The organism is Afifella marina DSM 2698, from assembly GCF_900102695.1.
Classification (GTDB): Bacteria; Pseudomonadota; Alphaproteobacteria; order Rhizobiales; family Afifellaceae; genus Afifella; species Afifella marina.
In genome coordinates this window covers 263476-285762 of record NZ_FMVW01000003.1, presented here as the reverse complement: position 1 = coordinate 285762, position 22287 = coordinate 263476, and the positions used below count along the sequence as shown (strand labels likewise).

Below are 22287 nucleotides of genomic sequence, written 5' to 3'. Positions count from 1 at the left end.
GACACCGTTGAACTGGATTTCCAACGTCGTCCGCCCGAAGATCCGCGGTCTTTGGACCAAACGCGAAGTGCCGGACAATCTCTGGGTCAAATGCCCGGAGACCGGCACCATGGTCTTCTACAAGGATCTGGAGGCGAACCAGTTCGTCTTCCCGGGCTCCGGCTATCATCAGCGCATCGATGCGCGCACCAGGCTGCGTCTGTTTCTCGATTTCGCGCAATGGCAGGAAATCGAGTTCCCGGAGCCGGTCACCGATCCCCTGCGCTTCCGCGACGAACGGCGCTATTCGGACAGGCTGAAGGCCGCGAAGGCGAAGACCGGCCTCAAGGATGCGATCCTGGTTGCCGAAGGCAAGGTGGAGGGCGTCTCCCTCATCGTTGCCGTACAGGATTTCGAATTCATGGGCGGTTCGCTCGGCATGGCCGCAGCGGAAGCGCTGATTGCCGGCGCCGAGGCGGCGTATGAACGTGGCGTGCCCTTCGTGCTCATCACCGCATCGGGCGGTGCGCGTATGCAGGAAGGCATCCTCTCGCTCATGCAATTGCCGCGGACGACGGTCGCGGTTGATCGGCTGAAGGAAGCCGGACTGCCTTATATTGTCATTCTCACCAACCCGACGACGGGTGGCGTGACCGCCTCCTACGGCATGCTGGGCGATATCCATATCGCCGAACCTGGCGCCCTTATCGGCTTTGCCGGCCCGCGCGTCATCGAACAGACGATTCGTGAAAAGCTTCCCGAGGGTTTCCAGCGCTCCGATTATCTTCTCGAACACGGCATGATCGACATGGTCGTCGCGCGTCAGGATCTGCGCCCGACGGTGGCCCGCCTCTGCCGTCTGTTGATGAAGCTGCCCGAACCTCCCCCCGAGCCGACGATCGACGAAGACACGCTTGCGGAAGAGGCGCAGTTGGCAACGGCGGCCGAGAAGCCGGCGGAAGAGCCGGCTGCGGCATCCGGGCCGCAGCCGGCCTGATAGATGGCCTCACTCGAAGAGAGACTTGAAGCGCTTCTGGCGCTGCACCCGAAGCGTATCGATCTCTCGCTTGAGCGCATCGCCCGGCTGCTTGAGCGCCTCGGCAACCCGCAGGAGCGACTGCCCCCGGTCATCCATGTCGCGGGCACCAACGGCAAAGGCTCCGTCGTCACGTTTCTGCGCGCCATGCTGGAGGCGTCCGGCAAGACGGCGCATGTCTACACCTCGCCGCATCTCGTGCGCTTCAACGAGCGCATCAGGCTGGGCGCGGCGGGGGGCGGCCAGCTGGTCGATGACGTGACGCTCATGGATGCGATCGAGGCCGTACGCGAGGCGAATGCCGGCGAGCCGATCACCTTCTTCGAGATCACCACGGCCATCGCCTTCAAGCTCTTTGCCGAACGGCCTGCCGATTTCGCCTTGATCGAGGTCGGGCTCGGCGGTCGCTTTGACGCGACCAATGTGATCGCCAGGCCGCTCGCTTCCGTCGTCACCTCAATCAGCCTCGACCATGCGGAGTTCCTCGGCACCGAAATCGCCGAGATCGCCATGGAGAAGGCGGGCATTCTGAAGGCTGGCGCACCCGCCGTCATTGGCCGCCAGGACGAGCATGTGATGGCGCTCCTCGGCCTCGAGGCGGAAGCGGCGCATGCCGTTCCGTTCCGCCACAATCAAGAATGGGCTGCGCACGGCGAAAACGCCCGTCTCGTCTATCAGGACGAGGACGGATTGCTCGACCTGCCTTTGCCGCGGCTTCTTGGTCAGCATCAGATCGACAATGCGGGGACGGCTGTCGCGGCACTCCGGGCCATTGGCGTCGACATCAGCGCCGAAGCGATCGGCCAGGGCCTGCGCGAGGCACAATGGCCGGCGCGGCTTCAGCGTCTTTCCGAAGGTCCACTCGTCGCCTCGTCTCCTCCCGGGAGCGAGGTCTGGCTCGACGGCGGGCACAATCCGTCTGCCGGCTCGGTGATTTCAGCGGAAATGGCCTCGCTCTTCGATCGTGCGCCGAAGCCGCTCTTCCTCATCACCGGCATGCTGACGACGAAGGATCCGCACGGCTTCTTCTCCGCCTTCGACAGCCTCACCCAATACGTCTTCACGGTGCCGGTCGAAGGACATGCGGGCTTCGACCCGCGCGAGCTTGCCGTGCGTGCCAACGAGGTCGGGCTGCCGGCGCGCTCTGCGCCCGATGTGCGGACCGCCTTGCAGGCGATCGGCGAGATGGCGACGGAGCCGCCGCGCATCCTGATCTGCGGTTCGCTTTATCTCGCAGGGCAGGTGCTCAAAGAAAACGGCCCTCTGCCGGTTTAGGCAAAGGGCCGTCGAAACATCGCGCCGCCGATCGAACGGAGGCGCCGAAGAAAACGCCGCGGCTCAGGCGGCGCCGGCAATCCACTTCTGCAGATCGCTCTTGGCGCTCGCGCCGACCTTCATGTCGACGGGCTCCCCGCCCTTGAACATGATCAGCGTTGGGATGGAGCGCACGCCGTACTTGATCGCAGTCTGCTGATTGTCGTCGACATTGAGCTTGGCGATCTTCACCTTGCCCTGCATTTCGCCCGCGATCTCTTCCAGATGCGGCGCGATCATTTTGCAGGGACCACACCATTCCGCCCAGAAATCGACGACGACGGGTGTCTCGGACTTGAGCACGTCGGCCTCGAAGGAGCCGTCGCTAACGGTTTCGGTGGTCATTGAGATTCTCCTGAGATTTCACCAGGAACGTAGGGAGGGGCTCGGGGTCGGTCAAGCGAGCGGCGTGCCGGAAGACGGACTGCCATGCACGATGTCGAGAGGTGCGAGCGCTTCGGCGAGACGCTCGGCAGACACCGGGAAAATGCGCGGACCGGCGGTGAAAACGAGAGCCGCCTGGACCCTCCGCCCGGGATAAAGAGGCCCGAGAAGACGCGCGTAAAGGGCCAGCTGGCGAATCATCCCTTCGTCGACCGCAGCAAGCGAGGCGGGAGGCGACAGGCTCGTCTTGTAATCGGCGAGAAGGACGACGCTCTCCGTGACAGCCATGCGGTCGACGCGCCCGCCGACGGCGAACGTCCCGTGGGACGTCGCGATCTCGCCGACGAGGGAGACTTCACCCCGGCTCCCCGATGCGAAGAACCCGGCAAGGTCAGGATGCGCGAGGACGCCTGCAGCCTCCGAAAGCGCGGCCGCAACATCCGCGGGCGCGGCCTCCGGCCAGTCGCGCGCAAGAAGGAGCTCTCCGCGCCGCTGCCGCTCGTCGGTCGGCCAGTCGGGCATGAACTGCAAAAGCCGGTGGATCGCCCGCCCACGGCCGGCTGCGGCGCGCATCGCCGCGCTCCGTCCGGCAATGACCGGTGCCGGTGCGCTGTCGGGCGGATCCTCTTCGGCGAGTGCACTGGAGGGACGAAGCGGCTGCGGTGGCCGCGGTGCGGGCGCGGCCGGACGCTCTGCCCATTCCGGTAGGACGGGAGGAGCAACCGAAGGTGTCTCCACCCTCTCTTCGAGCGCGGGCGGTGGACCGTCGCCCGGTTCCAGCCCAAAGAAGTGCATGCGCTCGGCGAGCTCATCGTCGGACGGATCTTCGGCGTCCCCATCCTTCTCTGCCGCAAGCGCATTCCGGATCGCCGCGTACCAGCCATCCTTGGGTGTGCGATCGCCCCTGATACCTGTGACGTAGAGAACGTCGCGCGCCCGCGTCATCGCCACATAGAGGAGCCGGAAATATTCGTCGCGTGCGGCCTCTGCCTCCTTTGCCTCCACCTCGCGTTGCTGCGGGGTCGCGTCTTCCTTGCTCTGGCGCCAGATGAAAGCGGGATCCTCGTCGTCGCCGATGAAGGCGAGCGCGTCGCGGTGCTGGGGTGCCGCGATCTGACCGCCCGTATCGGCGAGGAAGACGATGTCGGCTTCGAGCCCCTTCGCCCCATGCACGGTCATCACGCGCACGGCGTCCGTTGTCTCCGAAAGCTCGCGCTTGATGTCACCGCCGCCTTCACGAAGTGCCGCCGCCAGAGCCTGCAGGCCGGGCGGCGCGACACGCTCCAGGCTGAGCGCGGCCGAGAGGAAAAGGTCGAGCACGTCGTCGGCCTCGCTGCCCATCCGGGCTCGGAAGGCTTTGCGCGCCCCCTCGGCCTCGACGAGGCGCGTATAGAAGGCGAAGGGGGGCATCTGGTCCGCCATTGCCATCAAATGACGCAAGCGTTCCGCCGTCTGACTGTGACGGGGGTCTTCGCTTGCACGAAGCCGTGAGAAAAGGCTCTCCCTGCCGCGCCCGATCGCAAGTGCCATCAGATCGTCGTCGTCGAAACCGAAGAGCGGTGATTTCAAGAGCGCCGCAAGCTGCAGATCGTCTTCCGGCAGGAGAACGACATCGGCGAGCGCCAGGAGGTCCTGCACGATGATGTGGTCGGCGAGTGCGATCCGGTCGGCGCCGGCCGTCGGCAGGTTGCGGGCTTTGAGTGCCCGCACCATGGCGCGCGCGAAACTGCCGCGCTTGCGCGTCAGGATCATGATCTCGCCGGCGGAGATCGCCTTGCCGGAGGGAAGCCGTGCCTCAGGGTGAAGCAGGGCCGCGACCTCGTCGGCGATCTCTTCTGCGAGCTTGCGTTCAGATTCCGCCGGCGCGTCGAAGGGCTGCCACCAATCCTCAGGCATTTCGCCTTTCGGCCGGACGATGCGCGGCCAGACCTCGACGCGTCCTGGCACATTCTGCCGATAGGCCTGATGCCGCTGATAGCCGAGACGCGTCACCCGTTCGGAGAGTGGCCCGTCGAAGACGGTGTCGACCGCGTCGAGCACCGCCTGCGTGGAGCGGAAGGAGACGCCGAGCGAGACGGCGCGAAACTCCTGCGCCGCCGCCACGGCGCGGTCTTTGAATTTGCGGCCGAGCTCGGCAAGAAGCCGCGGTTCGGCGCCCTGGAAACCGTAGATCGATTGCTTGTCGTCTCCGACGGCAAAAAGCGTTCGCGGCCGACGTTCGGCGCTCTCGCCGGCGAAGAATTCTTCCGCCAGCCGCTCAACGATCGCCCAGGCGTCGGGAGAGGTGTCCTGCGCCTCGTCGACGAGCAGATGGCTGATGCCCGCGTCCAACTTGTATTGCACCCATGCCGCCACCTCCGGCCGCTGCAGGAGATTGCGGGCGCGCAGGATGAGGTCGGAGAAATCGAGGAAGCCACGCCGCTGCTTGAGGATGCGGTAACGCTGCAGGATGGCGCCTGCGATGAGGAGAAGCGCTTCCGTGGCTTCCGCCGTGCGTGCCAGCGACAGACGTTCGCGCAAGGGCTGAAGGCGCGCGGCCTCGGCCGAAAAGAGGTCGTCGAGGCCGTCCCGGCTGCGGCGGAAGGCAGCGGAAAACCGCCGGCTCTCGCTGCGGGGGGACCAGCCCTCCGGCTTTGCGGTCAGAAAGAAGGCGGCGCGAAAATCGGCTTCGAGCGGTCCGCCCTCATGGGCGAGGATCGCTTCCAGCGCGGTTCGTGCGCCCTCGTCGGTGCGGTTGGCTGCCTCCGCCGAAAGGGCATCGCACAAGCTTCGGCAATCTCGCGATGCCCAGCCCGAGGCGCGGCAGATCTCCGTGCACAGCGCCTCTTCGCTCTCATCGTCTTTGAGCCCCAGTCGGCGCCGGAGATCGGCAATCGCACCGTCGATGTCCTCGGAGGGGGCGTGGGGTTTCCTCGCCGCCCACGCGATCCATCGCTCCAGCCGGTCCCGCTCGGTCACAACTGCCGCCAGCGCCGCCTCGATGTCCTGATCGGATCTCAAGGTTGCAAGCCGGGTGAAGGCGGTACCTATGCGGGAACCGTCCGCTTTGGCGGCGCGCAGCACCGCTTGCCGCGCTTCGAGGAGAAGCCCCTCGGCCGCCGTCTCGTCCAGCACCTCGAAATGCCCCGGGACATTCGCCTCGAAAGGGAATTGGTGCAGGATCCGCTCGCAAAACGCGTGGATCGTCTGGATGTTGAGGCCGCCCGGCGTCTCCAGCGCCTGCGCAAAGAGCCGGCGTGCCCGCGTCAGCGTTTCAGGCCGTGGCGTCTCGCCCTGGCTTCTGGAGATCGCCTCCATCAGCTCTGCGTCTGGGAGCGTCGCCCATTCGCCGAGCATCTTGAAGACTCGGCCCGACATCTCCGCCGCCGCGGCCTTGGTGTAGGTAAGGCAGACGATCGCGGCGGGATCGGCTCCGGCAAGCAGCAGGCGGACGACGCGCTGGGTGAGGACATGCGTCTTGCCGGAACCGGCATTGGCGGCGACCCAGGCCGAGGCGGCGGGATCGGAGGCTTGCCACTGCTGGCGTTCGGTGGGGCTCGCCGGACGCTTCATTCCTCGCCCTCGCCGAGCGACCATTCCCCGATGCGGGCAAGATGGTCGTAATCGCTGCCGAATTCTCGCTCCGAGCGCGGCACGCGGTTGGAAAGATAAGGCGTCTCGGCCTGCGCAAAATGCGCAATGAGCGCGATGAGTTTGTCTTCCGTCGCGCGCAGGCATTCCTCCAGGCTGACGCCCGGCTCGCTTTTCGTCGGCTTGCGGAAGCCGCGCGCGTGCACCTGCCCGCCTTCGCCACGGCCGGAGAGATGGTAATAGAGGAGTTCGGCGGTTTCGCCGGACGGCGTGTCTTTGAAGGCGCCGCGCCGCGCCATCAGCGCCTCGAGCGGCAATTGCGGGCTGATCGATAGGACCGCCTTGGCACTTGGCGGCGTGCCGGTCTTGTAGTCGATGATGGCAAGCCGCCCGTCGTCCAGAAGATCGATGCGGTCGGCCCGACCCGTCAGGCGGAATTCCGGGCTGAGGGCCCAGTCGCCCGTCGCTTCCACATGCCGTTTCTGGACCTCCATGCGGCCGCGCTCCTGGGCGAGGAACCAATCGGCGATGCGTTGAAAGCGCGGCCACCACAGTGCCGCCACTTCCGGCCAATCCTCGTAGGCCGCAAAAGCTGCGCTGCCCGCCTCGGCAAGGTGCGTCTTCGCCGCTTCGTCATAAGGGCCGGCGGGGCGCTCTTTGATGAATCTCTCCAAAATGTCGTGGATCAGCATGCCGCGCTCAGCCGCGCCGGCGGGCGAGGCGATCTCCTCGAAGGCGGAGAGGCCCAGCACATATTGCGCGTAGATCGCATAAGGATCGCGAATGAGCGTTTCGATGCGCGTGACGGAAAGCCGTTTGGGGCGGGCGGTGAGCGGCGGCCGCGGCTCCGGGGCGGCGAGCGAAATACTCGTCTCCGGCCGATCGATAAGACGGGTCATGCCCAAAATCTCGTCGCCGCGTGCCCGCAATGCGTCTGTTGCGCCCTCGCCCGCACGAGCGGTCAACCGTTGCAGCCAGCGCGACGGCACCATCGGTTCGGCACCCTGCCGCAGCGAGCGACTGAGATAGAGCTGTGGATGCCCGAGCGCTTGATAGAAATCGTGGGCGGAAAGGCCGAGCCGACGCTCCGGCGGATCGAGCCCGATCGAGGCCGCCATCAGCCGAGAGAGAAATGGATCGCTCTGCGAAGGCCGCGGCCAGACGCCCTCGTTGAGCCCCCCGAGAATGGCGACGTCGACATTTTGCAAACGGGCTTCGAGCGCACCCCAGATGTGCACGCGCGGATCGTTGCCGCCACGCCGGCGCACCCGGACATCGGCAATCAACGCCTCGAAAAGTGCCGGATAATCGCCGCAGAAAAGCTCCGGACCCTCGGGCGCCGCCTCCGTGAGCGCGTCGAGGCGCGCGGCCATGCCCTCGCCCGCCTCGTCCTGCCACAGCTCGCCAGGGCCGCTCTCCTCGTCGCGTGCGATGGCTGAGAGTGCCGCCACATGCGCCTCGAGGAGTGTGGAGAAGGGCGCCTCTCTCGGCACGTCCAGCATGGGCTGAAGCGCAGCCAGGAGCTCGCCTAAAAGTGCCTCCGCTTCGTCCCAATCGCGCTCTTCGAGCCCGTTGAGGGCCGCGCTTCGTGCCTCCTTCGCCAGCCACTCGGCACGGCGTTTGTGGAAGGTGCGCTGAAGCGGCGCCAGACCTTCGGCAAGGACGGGGCCGCGCAGCACGGCACGTTCCAGGACACGGGCGGCGTGTCGCACGCGCCCTGCCGGCCAGCCGAAGCGAGCGAGCGGGTGTTTGAGAAGTGCGAGAAGCGGGATCGCGGCTGCACCGCGCCAGGCCACCTCCGCGATGAGCCGCGCCAGGATGCCGGGCGGTGTCAGCGACAGCGGCATGCCGCCGGAATCGTCGACGCGGATCTGCCAGCGTTCCAGCATGGCAGAGACGCGGCGGGCGAGTGCCCTGTCTGGCGTGATGAGGGCGGCGGTTTGCCCCTCTTCCACGGCCCGGCGCAGGACGAGCGCAGCCGCCAAGGCCTCCTCTCGCTCTTCGGCGGCCTCGATCAGCGCGACGTGGTCGAGCGCGTCAGCGAGAGCCTCAGCTGCAGGCACCGTCTCTGCCCAGATATCGGTGGTGGCGGCCGGCCGGAGCGCGTCCGAAACGAAGCGCATACGCCGGCTGAGGCCAACGGGGGCGGATGCGAGCGGGATGACCTCCTCGCGCACGCAGCCTAGGCTTTTGAGCAGCTTCTTCAGCCCGAATTGCGGATGACCGGCATCGGCGGGGTCGTTGCGCGCATCGCCGATCGCCTCCCATCCGGCCGCATCGAGATCCTGATCGAGACCCGGCAGTACGACGGCGCCGTTCGGCAGGCGGGCGATGACGGCAAGGAGCTCCGCCGTTGCCGGCACCGAGCCGGTGGAGCCGGCTGCAATCACTGGGCCATTCGATCCCCGCTCGGCGAGACGGTGCGCCTCTGCCCGCAGAAGCAGGTCGCGCTGCGCGCCCGGATCGGCGAGGCCGCGCTCGACCAAGATAGCAGGCCAGGCTTCCGAGATGATCTTCAGGAATTCCTGGGTGATCTGCCAGTAGCGGGCGAGATCGTCGGGCGCGAGTTGGCCGAGCGCCTGCCAGCGCTCCGGCGCAAGGCCGACATCGTCGAGAAGGGTTGCGAGTGAGGCGGCGAGGCGCGCCGCATCGGCGGGCGATGCCGGGATGAGCGACGGCTCGTCGCCGAGACCCGCCTTCTGCCGCGCGATCGCGCCCGACCAGCCGAGCACGAGCCGCGTCAGAATCAATTGCCGGGAAAGCGGTGCCATCACCGGTCGGGACAAATCCTCCGCATCGAGCCCATCGAGCGCGCTGAGCGGCTCGTCTTCGTCAAGATCGCCGAGCGTGCGGATCTTCGGTAGAATGATGCCGGCGCGGCTGCGGGCGAGAAAGCTGCCGCGGATGGCGCGGGCGGCGCGGCGCGTCGGCAGATAAAGCGTGAGATCCGCGAGCGCCAGCGGATCGTCGAAACGCCCGGCACCGGGAAGACGCCCGTCATAGAGCGCCTCCACCAGCTCATCGAGAAAGGCGACACCGGCAGGCAGTGTGTAAACGTGTGGTCGGTCCTGCTTGCCGGCGTTTGTCGTCATCGGTTCAGGCGGCGCTCTCCAGAATGGCCATTTCTGCGGCTTTGACGGCCTCCGGGTTTTCCACGTTGATCCACAGACCGTCGAGCTGCACGCCGAAAAGCCGGCCTTCTTCCAGGGCGCGATCGAAAAGCGCGTTGAGAGAGAAGACCTCTCCGGGCGGATCGCGGAAGAGCCGGGGCGACAGGATCGCAGCCCCCGCATAGGCAAAGGGCGCCACCGTCCGCTCGGCCCGGCGCGTCAGGCGCCCGTCCTTGCCGAGCATGAAATCGCCGGTGCCCCAATAGCCGGCCGAGGCGACGGTCGAGGCGAGGAGGAGAAGCCCGTCCATCTCCTCGTCGTTCCAGCCGCTGATCAGCCAATCGAGATTGGGGCGCACGCCTTCGAGCCAGAAGGAATCGCAATTGCGCAGGAGAAACGGGCCCTCGCCCAGAAGCGGCAGGGCCTTGAGGCAGCCGCCCCCCGTATCGAGAAGCTTTGCGCGTTCGTCGGAGACGACGGTCTTGGGCGCGCGCCGGCGTCCGAGATGCGCCTCAACGAGGTCCGCCATGTAATGGACGTTGACGACGGCCTTCTCGATGCCGGCGGCCGCGAGGCCGTCAAGGCAATGGTCGATGAGAGCCTTGCCCGCGACCTCGATCAGAGGTTTGGGCGTGGTGGTGGAAAGCGGGCGCATACGCCGGCCGTAGCCAGCGGACAGCACCATGGCGGTGGAGAGAACGGCCAAGTGCGGCAACTCCGAAACGATCAGAGATAGGGGTCATAGCACCGGCGAAGCTCCGACAGAACCGGCCTGTCGAGGCTGCGACGGAGCCGCGCGCGGATGCGCGGGATATGGCTGCGATAGGCCGGCTTGCCCTCGTGTGCAAGCCGCGCGAAGGCCCCGAGCACTTTCGTGGCACGTTGTGCGCCGAGAATGGCATAGGCATCGCGGAAGGGCGCCTCGTCGAAGGCGGGATCTGCGGCGCGGCGGCCTCGGATATACCGCGCGACGAGCAGCTCCTCCTCCGCCTCGTCGATGTCGACGCGCACATCCTGTGCGAGCGATGCGACATCATAGGCGGGATCGCCCAACAGAGCGTCCTGGAAATCGATGACGCCGACCCGGTCGGTCCCGTCGGCCTCTTTGCGCCAGATGATGTTCGGCGAATGATAATCGCGCAGCACGATCACCTGCTCGCGGCCCGCAAGACTTTCGAAGAGCGTGCGCCAGAGCGCCAGAAACTCATCGCGCGCCGCTTCGCTCATCTCCGGCCCCGCCTCGCGCCCGGCGAAATGCTCGGCGAAGAGGGCCGTCTCGATGAGAAGCGCGTCGGTGTCGTAGGGCGGCAAATCGGGCGCGCCGGCACTGCGAGATGGCGAAGCGTCCGCGGAGTTCTCGCAAAGATGCAGGCGCAGGAGAAGGTCGACCGAGGCTTCATAGCGCTCCATGAGCGGGCGCCGTTCGGCGGTGATGATCGCCTCGCTGCCGAAATCTTCCACCAGAAGCAGCCCGTCGCTCACATCCTGCGCCAGGACCTCCGGCACCCGCACGCCGCGTTCAGCAAGCAGCGAACCGACCTTGAGGAAGGCTGAGAGATCGCGCGCCCGATGCGCCACCGCGTCGTAACTCTTGCCCTGCCACACCGCCGGTCCCTCGGGGCGGGCGGGCGCATTCATCAAGATCGCCTCGGCGCCGTTTACGATACGCTCGTAACTGCGCCCGGACGCATCGCCGAGGATCGGATTGCGTGTGGCGCCGGCTCGTCCCGAGCGATCGAGAAATCGGCGGATCGCGAAGCTGCGTGTCAGCCGCTCGCCCCAGTCGCCCCCGGCCGCGATCACAACGTCGCGTCCTTCGGTTGCGAGTGCAAAACTGAGAGTGGCGGCATCTGGCCAGGCAAGGTCGCCGAGCTCAGGCCATTCGGCGAGAAGCACGGTGTCGTCTGCAAGGTCGAAAAGCCCGATCTCCTCCGCCTCGTCTGGGGCCCCCAGCCGGTAAAGATCGGCATGCACGACCGGAAAGCGTGCGAACGGATAATCGATGCGGAGCGGGAAGGTCGGGCTCGGCACTTCGAAGGAGGGATCGCCCGCCAGGCTGCGGATGAAGGCGCGCGCGAAACTCGTCTTGCCGCTGCCGAGATCGCCCGAAAGGAGGATGCGATCGCCGGGTCTTGCAGCGGCCGCGAAATCTTCCGCGAGCCGGTCCGTCGCCGCTTCGTCTTGGAGGTGCAGCCTGAAGTCTGGCCCAGCCGCCGCCCCCGTCAGCTCGCTCGCGTCCCCGCCAGTCATTCGGCGGCTTCTTGAGCCTTGCTGATATCGGCAGGCAGGCGCACCCAGCTCGTAGTGCCTTCGCCAGGTTCGGAATCGATGGCGATGTCGCCTTGATGCAGTTCGACGAGCCGCTTGACGATCGACAGGCCGAGGCCGGCGCCGCGCCGGCCGCCTTCAGGTGCCGTGCCCTCGAAGGGTTCGAAGACGTCGTCGCGGATCTCCGGCGGAATGCCTGGCCCCTGGTCGCGCACGACGAAGACGACGGAACCGTCCTGGCGCTGCGCGCGGATTTCCACGCGGCTTCCCGGCGGCGAGAAATTGATGGCGTTGGAAAGAAGATTGTAGAGGATCTGGCGCACGCGCGATGCGTCGGCGCGGAAATGCCCAAGCGTCTCGTCGGCCTGGATGAACAGGTCGATGTCCTTCTCCTCGATGCGGTCGCGCACGCCGACGACGGCACCGTGCACGACTTCGCTGATATCCACCTCGTCGATCTCGAGCTCCATGATGCCCGCATCGACGGTGGCGAGATCGAGGATGTTGTTGATGAGGACGAGGAGCGAATCTGAGGATTGCGCGATGTGGTCCATATATTCGCGCTGCTGAGCGTTGAGCTCGCCCGCGGCGCCGGCGGCCAGGATCTGCGCGAAGCCGATGATGGATGTGAGCGGCGAGCGCAGCTCGTAGGAGACGTGCTGGATGAAATCGGATTTCAGCCGGTCCGTCTCCTCAAGCAGCCTGTTGCGTTCCTCCAGGAAGCGATGCGCCTCCGCCTTCTCCGTCACGTCGGCGAAGGTGAGCAGCGTCATGCCCTGCGGCAACGGGACGGTGGAATATTCGATGATGGAGCCGTTGCGCCGTTCCATCCGCCCCGCGAGGCTCTCGGCCGCCTCCATCCGCGTGATGGCGTTGGAGATCTTCGTCCAGGCGCCCTGCTCGGGGAAGAACAGCATCCAATGCCCGATGAGGGTCGAGATATGCGGCTCTTCCTTAAGGAAGTCCGGTGACAGCTGCCACATCTCGGCGAGCACGGGATTGTAGAGCCTGAGCCTCCCGTCCGAGCCGAAGACGCCGACGGCCTCGGTCAGGTGGTCGAGCGTCTCTCCCTGCATGCGCGACAGGGCGTTGACCCGGCTTTCCAGGGACAGGCGCTCGGTGACGTTCTCGTAGATATAGGTGAAGCCGCCCTGCTGGTTGGGCGTCGCGATCATACGGAAGGAGCGCCGGTCGGGCAGGTGCCACATTTCCTCGCGCGGCTGCGGATCGGCGTAATGCTCAAGATGCTGGCGCCGCCATTCGCGATAATTCGCCTGTTCCGGCAGGCGTCGCTCGGCCCGAATCTGGTCGAGGAGGACGCCCTCTTCGGTCCCGGTTGCAAGAAAGCGCGCCGGCAGATCCCACAAAGCCCGGAAGGCGGCATTGGCGAATTGCAGCCGCGCCTCGCCGTCGAACACCGCGATGGCCGTCGAAAGCTGGTCGAGGAGCCGGGAGTTGACCTCGATATTCTGTTTGAGCTCCTGGCGCGCGGTCTCGACTTCGGTCACGTCGATGGCAAGACCGATCGTGCCGTTCTCGACCTTGATGTCGAAGATTTCCATCTGCTTTTCGGCCCCGGCAATGTCGACCGGGGCAACCGAATGGAAATGGGCACCGTCGCGGTGCGCCTCGCGCACGGCGCCGCGCGTCGCCGGCTCCAGCAATTCCGTGCCACGCGTCGTCACCATGGTGAGATCGGACGCGCCCACGGCCTGAACATAGGCGGAATTCGCCCAGCTGAGCCGGCCGTGCTGATTGCGGCGCCACAGCGGGAAAGGCAGCGCTTCGGCGAGGCTGCGCAGCGCCGTCATTTCGGCGATGACGACGCCCGCCTGTTCTTTCAACTCCGCGAACGAGCGGCGTTCGCCGGTCAGCTCGCGCAGGCGCAAAATGACGCGGGGGCCGCTGGTGCGCCCGTTCGCCTCCAAAAAGCAGTCGGTCTGAGTGCGCAGCGAGAGATGGAAGGCTTCGCCCGTCTTCCAGAGCTGATCGAGAGCCCATTGCAGCTCTTCGGCGCTGCGCGGTTCGAGCCAGGAAAAGAAATCGAGGAAGAGCTCTCCGGAGGTCGGCGCGCCGACATGCTCCGGCAACGTGCCATGAACGTCTGCGGCCGCGTCGGGCCGGCTCCAGCACAGGGTTTTCTGGTCGTCGCTGGCAAGAAGCGCTTCGGAGCGATCGAGCGCCTGCTTGAGCCGGGCGATTTGCTGCTGCGCGGCGGCAAGGCCGTTGTCGCGGTCGCGCCGCAACAGGAGCGATAGCGCAATCGCGGCGGCACCGGCGAAGCCCGCCGTAATGGCGAGCCAGAGAATCTGGGAAAAACCCGTTCCTTCTCCGAAAAGCGGTTGGGCGAACGCACTATCGGCGGAAAAGGCGAACAGGGCGGCGGTCGCGACGCCGGGGATGAGCCTGCCCGAAGCTCGAATCGCTCTGTGCCGGGCCTGCCGGTTCAATATCGTCTCCGCCACGTCTGCTTGATACCGGGTGACCGCCCCGGCATTCACACCCGAATCGTACCTTACCCGCTTCGCCGAAAGTCGAAAAGGTTACCGCGAGTTAATAAAACAATCGGGCCGGCCGCTGGGGAGCGACCGGCCCGATGAAGCGCTTCGTTGAAACGGATCAGTAGCGGTAATGGTCGGCCTTGAACGGCCCATCCGGCGACACGCCGATATATTCCGCCTGATCCGGCCGCAGCTTGGTCAGCGTGATGTTGAGCTTCTTGAGGTGCAGAGAAGCAACCTTTTCGTCGAGATGCTTGGGCAGCACGTAGACCTGGTTCTCGTACTTATCCGACTTCGTCCACAATTCGATTTGCGCCAGCACCTGATTGGTGAAGGAGGCGGACATGACGAAGCTCGGATGGCCGGTGGCGTTGCCGAGATTGAGGAGACGCCCCTGCGACAAGAGGATCATCCGCTTGCCGTCCGGGAACTCGATCATGTCGACCTGCGGCTTGATATTGGTCCATGTCAGGTTGCGCAGTGCGCTGACCTGAATTTCGTTGTCGAAGTGACCGATATTGCCGACGATCGCCATGTCCTTCATGGCGCGCATATGGTCGAGCGTGATGACGTCCTTGTTGCCGGTGGCGGTGACGAAGATGTCGGCCTCCGGGGCCGCCTCGTCGAGCGTGACGACCTCAAAGCCGTCCATAGCCGCCTGCAGGGCGCAGATCGGATCGACTTCCGTGACCTTCACCCGGGCGCCGGCGCCACGGAGGGACTGGGCCGAGCCCTTGCCGACATCGCCGTAACCGCAGACGAGAGCGACCTTGCCGGCCATCATCACGTCGGTGGCGCGACGGATGCCGTCGACGAGCGATTCACGGCAACCGTATTTGTTGTCGAACTTCGACTTCGTCACGCTGTCGTTGACGTTGAAGGCCGGGAAGGGAAGGAGGCCTTTGCGCTGCAGGTCGTAGAGGCGCATGACGCCCGTCGTGGTCTCTTCCGAGACGCCGCGGATGGCGCTCCGCACCTTCACGAACCATTCGGGGTCCTTCTCCAGCCGGCGCTTGATCACGGCATAGAGCGCCTCTTCCTCTTCGTTCTGAGGATCGGAGATGAGGGACGGATCGTCCTTGGCGCGGGCGCCGAGGAGGACGAGCAACGTCGCATCGCCGCCGTCGTCGAGGATCATGTTGGCGGTTTCGCCGTTCGGCCATTCGAAGATGCGGTCGGCGTAATCCCAATATTCGGGAAGCGTCTCGCCCTTGATCGCATAGACCGGAATGCCGGCCGCCGCGATGGCGGCGGCTGCGTGGTCCTGCGTCGAGTAGATGTTGCACGAGGCCCAGCGCACTTCGGCGCCGAGTGCGACCAGCGTCTCGATGAGGACCGCCGTCTGGATCGTCATATGCAGCGAGCCGGCGATGCGTGCTCCCTTGAGGGGCTTCGATTCGCCAAACTCCTCGCGAAGCGCCATGAGGCCCGGCATTTCGGTCTCGGCGATTTCGATTTCTTTGCGGCCCCAATCGGCCAGCGAAAGATCTTTGACGATGAAATCTTCGTTCTGGGACATGCGGTTCTCGGATTGTGGAAGATCAGTTGCTTGGCGCGCGGTTACCATGGTGGGCAGAGGCCAGCAAGTCGCAGGCGCTCCGCCTCTCGACCGCCAGTTGACGATAGGGAACCTGCGTGGGGCTGTCTCGCAAAAGCTGGCGGAGCCTGCCCCGATACGAAAACGGCAGCAGATACGGGCTTTTCGCGGCGCAGTCTCGACGCCTGCGAAGGTCCCGCAAAACTTGCCGAGCCTTGCATCGGGCGAACCCCAGTTCAGCTTTCACGGGCGAGCTTGAGAGCGGCGCCACGCTGCATCAACGCCTGAAGTACGCCGTCGAGGCGCCGCGATGCCGTACGATCCTTCAGCTCCTCGCGCTCGTCGAAGGCGTTCTCGGCGTCCGGCAGAAGAAAATGCTCGGGGATCACGAGAGCGCCGAGCGCGCTCGCCTCGAGCACCTGCCGCAGGGCGAGGAGCCCGCAAAGACCGCCGAACGGGTCGCTCGACGCCGATGCGAGTGCGAAGACGCGGTCGCGGAAGGACTTCACGTCCTCCCGGCCCATCCAGTCGATGGCATTTTTCAACACGGCCGGGATGCCCGCATTGTCTTCCGGGCTTACGATCAAGACGGCATCGTGCGCCCGCAATTGCCTGGCAAGGGCGCGGGCTTTCTCCGGGACGCCACCCCGCAAGTCCACATCGCCCTCGTAGAACGGCAAAGGGTAATCGCCGAGCGATACCCGCGTCACCTCCGCGCCGCGAAGGGCGAGCGTCTTGGTGGCGGCTGCGGCAAGCCGGGTGTTGAGTGAACCGGAGCTGAGCGAGCCCGGCAGCACCAGCACCCGAATGGCCATCAGGCAGCCTCTTTTTCGAAGATCCAGACGCGCCCGGGAGGTAGGTTGAAGGCGACCCACGGCGACTTCTCCACCGTGAAGGAGCCGGGCACGGATTTCTGCGGCGAGGTGAAGGAGTAAGAAAGCTGCGTCAGGTTTCCGCCGGGGCGCACGCGCGACAGGCAGTCTTCGATGAAACGGCGCCGCTTCTCTTCGGGAATGAGGAGCACGGGAACGCCGGAGAGGACGGCGGAAAACTTGGTGTCGGCGAACTCGCCGAGGGTGTTCTGAAGGTCGAAAGCATCGCCGCGGATGAGATTGACCCTCGGGAAGCGCTTCTTCAGCAGCTCATAGAAATGCTGCTCGAACTCCACGCAGACGAGGCGTTCCTGGGGAATGCCGGAGCGGATGAGCTCCTCGGTGATGACGCCGGTGCCGGGCCCGAGTTCCAATGTCCAGCCCTCCGGGTCGGGCCGGCCGTGCTTGATCATCATGCGGGCGAAGGCTCGACTGGACGGCGAAACCGCCCCCATTTTCAAAGGGCGTTGGGCCCAAGTCTTGAAGAAGCGGAATTCGTCTTCGATCCGTTCCGCTAGAGGCGTCCCCGTTTGGACCATTTTTCGACCTTTCATGCTTTTGTCACGGCACTCATAAAGTAATGCGCCGCTTCCCCCATTTCAGGCATTTCCATGAAACTTATGTGTCGCCGAGGGATTCCAGAAAATCCTTCACCCGGGCAAAGAAACCCGTCGATTCGGGATTGTTGTCTTCCGACTGCGCCTTTTCGAATTCCTCAAGGATCTCGCGTTGGCGCCGCGACAGGTTCTGTGGCGTTTCGACGACGATCTGCACATACATGTCGCCGAAATTGCGCGAGCGCAGGATCGGCATGCCCTTGCCCTTGAGGCGGAACTGCTTGCCGGTCTGGGTCCCCTCCGGCACCCGCACGCGCGTGCGCCCGCCTTCGACCGTCGGCACTTCGAACTGACCGCCAAGCGCGGCCGTGGTGAAGGACACCGGCACGCGGCAGAAAATGTCGGCGCCGTCGCGCTGGAAGAACTCGTGCGGCTTGATCGACAGGAAAATATAGAGATCCCCCGCCGGTCCGCCTCTGAGACCCGCCTCTCCCTCGCCGGCAAGCCGGATGCGCGTGCCGTCCTCGATGCCGGCGGGAATGTTGACGGACAGGGTACGCCGCTCCGAAAGCCGGCCGGAGCCCGAGCACTTGTTGCAAGGGTCGGAAATGACGGTGCCGCGGCCATGGCAGGTCGGGCAGGTCTGCTGAATCTGGAAGAAGCCCTGTGTGGCGCGGATGCGTCCGGCGCCGCGGCAGGTGGGGCAGGTGGTCGGCGAAGAGCCTGGCTTCGCGCCGGAACCCGAGCACACGTCGCAGGTGACGGAGGTCGGAACTTCGATCTCCACCGTCTTGCCGTTGAACGCTTCTTCGAGCGTGACTTCGAGATTGTATCTGAGATCGGAACCGCGCTCGCGTCCGCCGGAGCGGCGTCCGCCGGCCATGAACTCACCGAAGATATCGTCGAAGATGTCGGAGAAGGATCCGAAGCCTGCAGCCCCGGCACCGGCGCCGCCACCGCGGCCGAAGCCGCCGTTCTCGAAGGCCTGATGGCCGAAACGATCGTAGGCGGCGCGCTTTTGCGGGTCGCGCAGCACCTCGTAGGCTTCGCCGATTTCCTTGAAGCGATGTTCGGCCTCTTCATCACCCGGATTGCGATCCGGATGGTATTGCATGGCCATTTTGCGAAAGGCTGATTTGAGAGCCTTCTCGTCGGCCTCTCGGCCAACCCCCAGAACTTCGTAATAGTCGCGCTTGGCCACGGCTCAGGCGCTCCTCTTGATTGATGCGAAAGGCACAACCCCCACCGGCCGCAATGCGAATTTGCCGCGGCTGCGCTTTCCCTGCGTGTAGCGGGCGCGCCGGACGGCTGCAATGCGAGACGGGCGCAGGTTGCGCCGATTGCTTTTATTTACCACTGCAAATCGTGATGCCCGCCAAGCCGACGAAAAGCAAAGACGCTTTCCCTGCGGCGTTCCCGCGCGATTTTCTCCGCCATCCGCACGAAAGATACAGCGGAAGGGAGAAGTCGCGGCGAGGATTGCAGCAATGGCCATGGACTGGGCGAAAATGACGAGCCCGAGGCGATGCCTCGGGCTCTCGATCATTGGCGTTACGCGGACTTTTTCTGGTCGTCGTCCTGGATTTCCTCGAAATCCGCGTCGACCACATCCTCGTCCTTGTTGCCGGAGGCTTCGCCGTCGGCTTCCGCACCGCCTTCCGCACCGCCTTCGGCACCGGATTCTTCCTGCGCCTTGTAGACGGCCTCGCCGAGCTTCATCGAGGCCATTGCAAGGGCCTGCGACTTCGCCTCGATATCGGCCTTGTCGTCACCCTTGGCGGCTTCCTTCAACTCGGCAAGCGCGGTTTCGATCGCCTGCTTGGTTTCGCCGTCAACCTTGTCGCCGTGCTCAGACAGCGACTTTTCGGTGCCGTGGATGAGCGCTTCGGCCTGGTTCTTGGCCTCCACCACCTCACGCCGCTTCTTGTCGGCGTCGGCGTTGGCTTCCGCTTCCTTCACCATCTTGTCGATGTCCTCGTCGGAAAGACCGCCCGAGGCCTGAATGGTGATTTTCTGCTCCTTGCCGGTGCCCTTGTCGTGCGCCGAGACATTGACGATGCCGTTGGCGTCGATGTCGAAGGTGACCTCGATCTGCGGCATGCCGCGTGGTGCGGGCGGAATGCCTTCGAGATTGAACTGGCCGAGGATCTTGTTGTCGGCCGCCATCTCGCGCTCGCCCTGGAAGACCCGGATCGTCACGGCGTTCTGGTTGTCTTCGGCCGTGGAGAAGACCTGGCTCTTCTTGGTCGGGATCGTCGTGTTGCGGTCGATGAGGCGCGTGAACACGCCGCCCAGCGTCTCGATGCCGAGCGACAGAGGCGTCACGTCGAGAAGCAGAACATCCTTCACTTCGCCCTGCAGCACGCCGGCCTGAATGGCCGCACCCATGGCGACGACCTCGTCCGGGTTGACGCCCTTGTGCGGCTCCTTGCCGAAGAGGTTCTTCACCACTTCCTGGACCTTCGGCATGCGCGTCATGCCACCGACGAGCACCACCTCGTCGATGTCGCCGGCCGCGATGCCGGCATCCTTGAGCGCCGCCTTCACCGGATCGACCGTGCGCTGCACGAGGTCATCCACCAGGCTCTCGAACTTGGCGCGCGAGAGTTTCATGGTGAGATGCTTCGGGCCCGACGAATCGGCGGTGATGTAGGGCAGGTTCACCTCGGTCTGCTGCGAGGAGGACAGCTCGATTTTGGCCTTCTCCGCGGCTTCCTTGAGGCGCTGCAATGCGAGCGGATCGTTCCTGAGGTCGATGCCCTGCTCTTTCTTGAACTCGTCGGCAAGATAATCGACGAGGCGCATGTCGAAATCCTCGCCGCCGAGGAAGGTATCGCCGTTCGTCGACTTCACCTCAAACACGCCGTCGCCGATTTCCAGCACCGAGATATCGAAGGTGCCGCCGCCGAGGTCATAGACGGCGATGGTCTTGCCGTCGTTCTTGTCGAGGCCGTAGGCGAGGGCGGCCGCGGTCGGCTCGTTGATGATGCGCAGAACTTCCAGACCCGCGATCTTGCCGGCGTCCTTGGTCGCCTGGCGCTGCGCGTCGTTGAAGTAGGCCGGAACGGTGATGACCGCCTTTTCGACCTTCTCGCCGAGATAGCTTTCCGCCGTTTCGCGCATCTTCTGCAGGATCATCGCGGAGATCTGCGAGGGCGAGTATTTCTCGCTGTTCGCCTCGACCCATGCATCGCCATTGTCGGCGCGCACGATCTTGTAGGGAACGAGCTTCTGATCCTTGGCAACCGTCGGATCGTCGAAACGCCGGCCGATCAGGCGCTTGACGGCAAAGACGGTGCGCTGCGGGTTGGTGACGGCCTGCCGCTTCGCAGGCTGGCCAACGAGGCGCTCGTCTTCCTCCGTGAAAGCCACCATGGACGGCGTAGTGCGCGCGCCCTCGGAATTCTCAATGACTTTGGGATTCTTGCCGTCCATGACGGCGATGCACGAATTCGTCGTGCCGAGGTCAATGCCGATGACTTTCGCCATGTTCAATCACTCCTTTGTCGGCAGGCCGGCCGGACCCCTTCTGGCATCCGCACAAGGCAAAACGCCTTCACCAGCCCCCATGGTCTGACGTTCGAAAAAACCTTTCGCGCTGGCTCTCCGCCGCGCGTTGACGGTCATATAAGAAGGGGGTTTCGGAGCCGCAAGTAAGAAGGGACCTGAGGTTGCGCAAGCCGGGCGCCCGACCGAGATATTGGTGATGCCGTCGCCGCAGCTCCTCGTGCCTGCGGGCAAGCGTCTGAAAACACATAAAGTTTGAGCTGGAAAATGGACATGAACGGTCTTGATGGCTTCAAGCTGGCGCCGGGTTTCCTGGACCGGAGCGCGCAGGAGCAGCTCGTCGAAGAGCTCCGCGCCCTCCTGCAAGAGGCGCCGTTTTACACGCCCGTCATGCCGCGCTCCGGCAAGCCCTTCTCGGTGCGGATGACGAATTGCGGAAAACTCGGCTGGGTGTCCGATCGCGCCGGCTATCGCTACCAGCCGACCCATCCGGAGACCGGCCGCCCATGGCCGCCGATTCCGGAGGTTGTTCTCGCCGCCTGGACGCAACTCGGCGGCTATTCGAAGCCGCCGGAAGCCTGTCTCATCAATTTCTATGCATCCGGCACGCGCATGGGCCTGCATCAGGACCGCGACGAGGAAGATCTCGCAGCACCCGTCGTGTCGCTGTCGCTCGGCGACGAGGCGGTGTTTCGCATCGGCGGAGAGAGCCGCAAAGATCCGACCCGCTCGCTGCGCCTGAAATCGGGCGATGCGCTCGTGCTCGGCGGGAAGGCGCGTCTCGCCTTCCACGGTGTCGACCGGATCATCGCCGGCACCTCGACGCTGTTGCCGAAGGGCGGGCGGATCAATCTGACGCTGCGGCGGGTGACGAAGGAGGACTAGGCTCGCTCGCGCCGGGGCTTAGGCCAGGTCCTTGCCGAAATCGCTTTTGCGGAAGAGAGCGTGAAGCGTGATGCCGGCCTGACGGAAGGCGTCTTCCGCACCTTCCTGCCGATCGACGAGCGTCAACACATGCTCCACCTGGGCACCGGCCTCCCGCAAGATCGAAATCGCCTGCATGGCCGATCCGCCGGTGGTGGTGACGTCCTCGACGACGAGAAGAGACTGGCCGGCGAGGCTCTCGCCTTCTGCGAGCCCTTCGATCTGGCTCTGCGTGCCGTGGCCCTTCGCTTCCTTGCGCACGAAGATCGCCTTCACCGGCGTGCCGGCAACCGCGCTCATCGCTGCCGTCGCCGAGACGAGCGGCACGGCGCCCATGGCGAGCCCGCCGACATAAGCGAGCTTCAATTCGTGCGCTTTTGCCGCGACGGCCGCACCGATGAGGCGTGCGCCTTCAGGGTCGAGCATCGTCGGTTTCAGGTTGAAATAGATCGTGCTCTTGCGCCCCGAGACGAGCGTGAACTCGCCGCCCTGGCGGAAGGAACGTTCCTTGATGATGGAAAAAAGTGCTGCTTGATCGTCCATGTCGCCTCCGCCTCCCGAAAGGCAGGAAAGCCGGCGACGGGTCAAGTCTCCAGAGAGCCGGTCGCAGATTTGTGCAGGCCTTTCGGCAGGCGACGCTCCCGCGCGCGGCTCACGCCGCCCGGCGCTTCCCAAAGAAAAACGCCCCCTCTTGCGAGGAGGCGCATTGGTCAAATTCGGCTGGAATA

The 22287-nt window shown here is 65.1% G+C and carries 15 protein-coding genes; 3 read left to right on the top strand and 12 right to left on the bottom strand.

What is annotated here, in order from left to right; genetic code table 11:
• Window positions 1–7: 7 nt before the first annotated feature.
• Together accD and BLP76_RS09195 are read left to right on the top strand one after the other, a co-directional pair.
• The gene (gene accD / locus BLP76_RS09200) at window positions 8–976 is read left to right on the top strand and encodes an acetyl-CoA carboxylase, carboxyltransferase subunit beta (RefSeq protein WP_092811848.1); all 969 of its coding nucleotides are present in this window, start codon (window positions 8–10) and stop codon (window positions 974–976) included.
• A 3-nt stretch (window positions 977–979) separates the two neighbouring features.
• Window positions 980–2290: a bifunctional folylpolyglutamate synthase/dihydrofolate synthase gene (locus BLP76_RS09195; RefSeq protein ID WP_092811846.1), complete on the top strand. Its 1311-nt coding sequence runs from the start codon at window positions 980–982 to the stop codon at window positions 2288–2290.
• Window positions 2291–2353: 63 nt separating this feature from the next.
• Here BLP76_RS09195 and trxA read toward each other — a convergent pair whose 3' ends face one another.
• The 11 genes from trxA to dnaK form a co-directional block, all read right to left on the bottom strand.
• Window positions 2354–2674 (bottom strand): thioredoxin, encoded by a 321-nt coding sequence (gene trxA, locus BLP76_RS09190; protein WP_092811844.1) that lies wholly within the window; start codon window positions 2672–2674, stop codon window positions 2354–2356.
• 51 nt (window positions 2675–2725) lie between these two features.
• A complete protein-coding gene (gene addA, locus BLP76_RS09185) occupies window positions 2726–6265 on the bottom strand; it encodes a double-strand break repair helicase AddA (RefSeq protein WP_170130421.1) in 3540 nt (1179 codons plus the stop codon).
• Window positions 6262–9375, bottom strand: a complete 3114-nt coding sequence (gene addB / locus BLP76_RS09180) for a double-strand break repair protein AddB (protein WP_092811840.1) — start codon at window positions 9373–9375, stop codon at window positions 6262–6264. Before addB ends, addA begins: the two co-directional genes overlap by 4 nt.
• Window positions 9376–9379: 4 nt before the next feature.
• Window positions 9380–10108 carry a nucleotidyltransferase family protein gene (locus BLP76_RS09175; RefSeq protein ID WP_092811838.1) on the bottom strand — a complete coding sequence of 243 codons (729 nt, stop codon included), beginning with the start codon at window positions 10106–10108 and terminating at the stop codon, window positions 9380–9382.
• Between the two features lie 11 nt (window positions 10109–10119).
• Entirely contained in the window at window positions 10120–11643 is a 1524-nt protein-coding gene (tsaE, locus tag BLP76_RS09170) for a tRNA (adenosine(37)-N6)-threonylcarbamoyltransferase complex ATPase subunit type 1 TsaE (RefSeq protein ID WP_092811836.1), read from the bottom strand.
• On the bottom strand, window positions 11640–14111 hold the full coding sequence (locus tag BLP76_RS09165) for a PAS domain-containing sensor histidine kinase (protein ID WP_092811834.1): 2472 nt from the start codon (window positions 14109–14111) through the stop codon (window positions 11640–11642). The genes tsaE and BLP76_RS09165 overlap by 4 nt, the downstream gene beginning before the upstream one ends.
• 169 nt (window positions 14112–14280) lie before the next feature.
• On the bottom strand, window positions 14281–15681 hold the full coding sequence (ahcY, locus tag BLP76_RS09160; RefSeq protein WP_092811832.1) for an adenosylhomocysteinase: 1401 nt from the start codon (window positions 15679–15681) through the stop codon (window positions 14281–14283).
• 254 nt (window positions 15682–15935) lie between these two features.
• Window positions 15936–16514 (bottom strand): NADPH-dependent FMN reductase, encoded by a 579-nt coding sequence (locus BLP76_RS09155; RefSeq protein WP_092811830.1) that lies wholly within the window; start codon window positions 16512–16514, stop codon window positions 15936–15938.
• Window positions 16514–16987, bottom strand: a complete 474-nt coding sequence (locus BLP76_RS09150) for a class I SAM-dependent methyltransferase (protein ID WP_170130420.1) — start codon at window positions 16985–16987, stop codon at window positions 16514–16516. The genes BLP76_RS09155 and BLP76_RS09150 overlap by 1 nt, the downstream gene beginning before the upstream one ends.
• Before the next feature lie 202 nt (window positions 16988–17189).
• Window positions 17190–18329, bottom strand: coding sequence for a molecular chaperone DnaJ (gene dnaJ / locus BLP76_RS09145; protein WP_092811826.1), 1140 nt, complete (start codon window positions 18327–18329; stop codon window positions 17190–17192).
• A 350-nt stretch (window positions 18330–18679) separates the two neighbouring features.
• Entirely contained in the window at window positions 18680–20617 is a 1938-nt protein-coding gene (gene dnaK, locus BLP76_RS09140; RefSeq protein ID WP_092811824.1) for a molecular chaperone DnaK, read from the bottom strand.
• Window positions 20618–20908: 291 nt separating this feature from the next.
• On the opposite strand from dnaK, the gene BLP76_RS09135 reads away from it, so the two are divergent.
• On the top strand, window positions 20909–21520 hold the full coding sequence (locus tag BLP76_RS09135; protein ID WP_200170501.1) for an alpha-ketoglutarate-dependent dioxygenase AlkB family protein: 612 nt from the start codon (window positions 20909–20911) through the stop codon (window positions 21518–21520).
• Window positions 21521–21538: 18 nt separating this feature from the next.
• Here the strand turns inward: BLP76_RS09135 and pyrE are convergent, their stop codons facing one another.
• Entirely contained in the window at window positions 21539–22102 is a 564-nt protein-coding gene (gene pyrE, locus BLP76_RS09130; RefSeq protein ID WP_092811820.1) for an orotate phosphoribosyltransferase, read from the bottom strand.
• Window positions 22103–22287 lie beyond the last annotated feature (185 nt).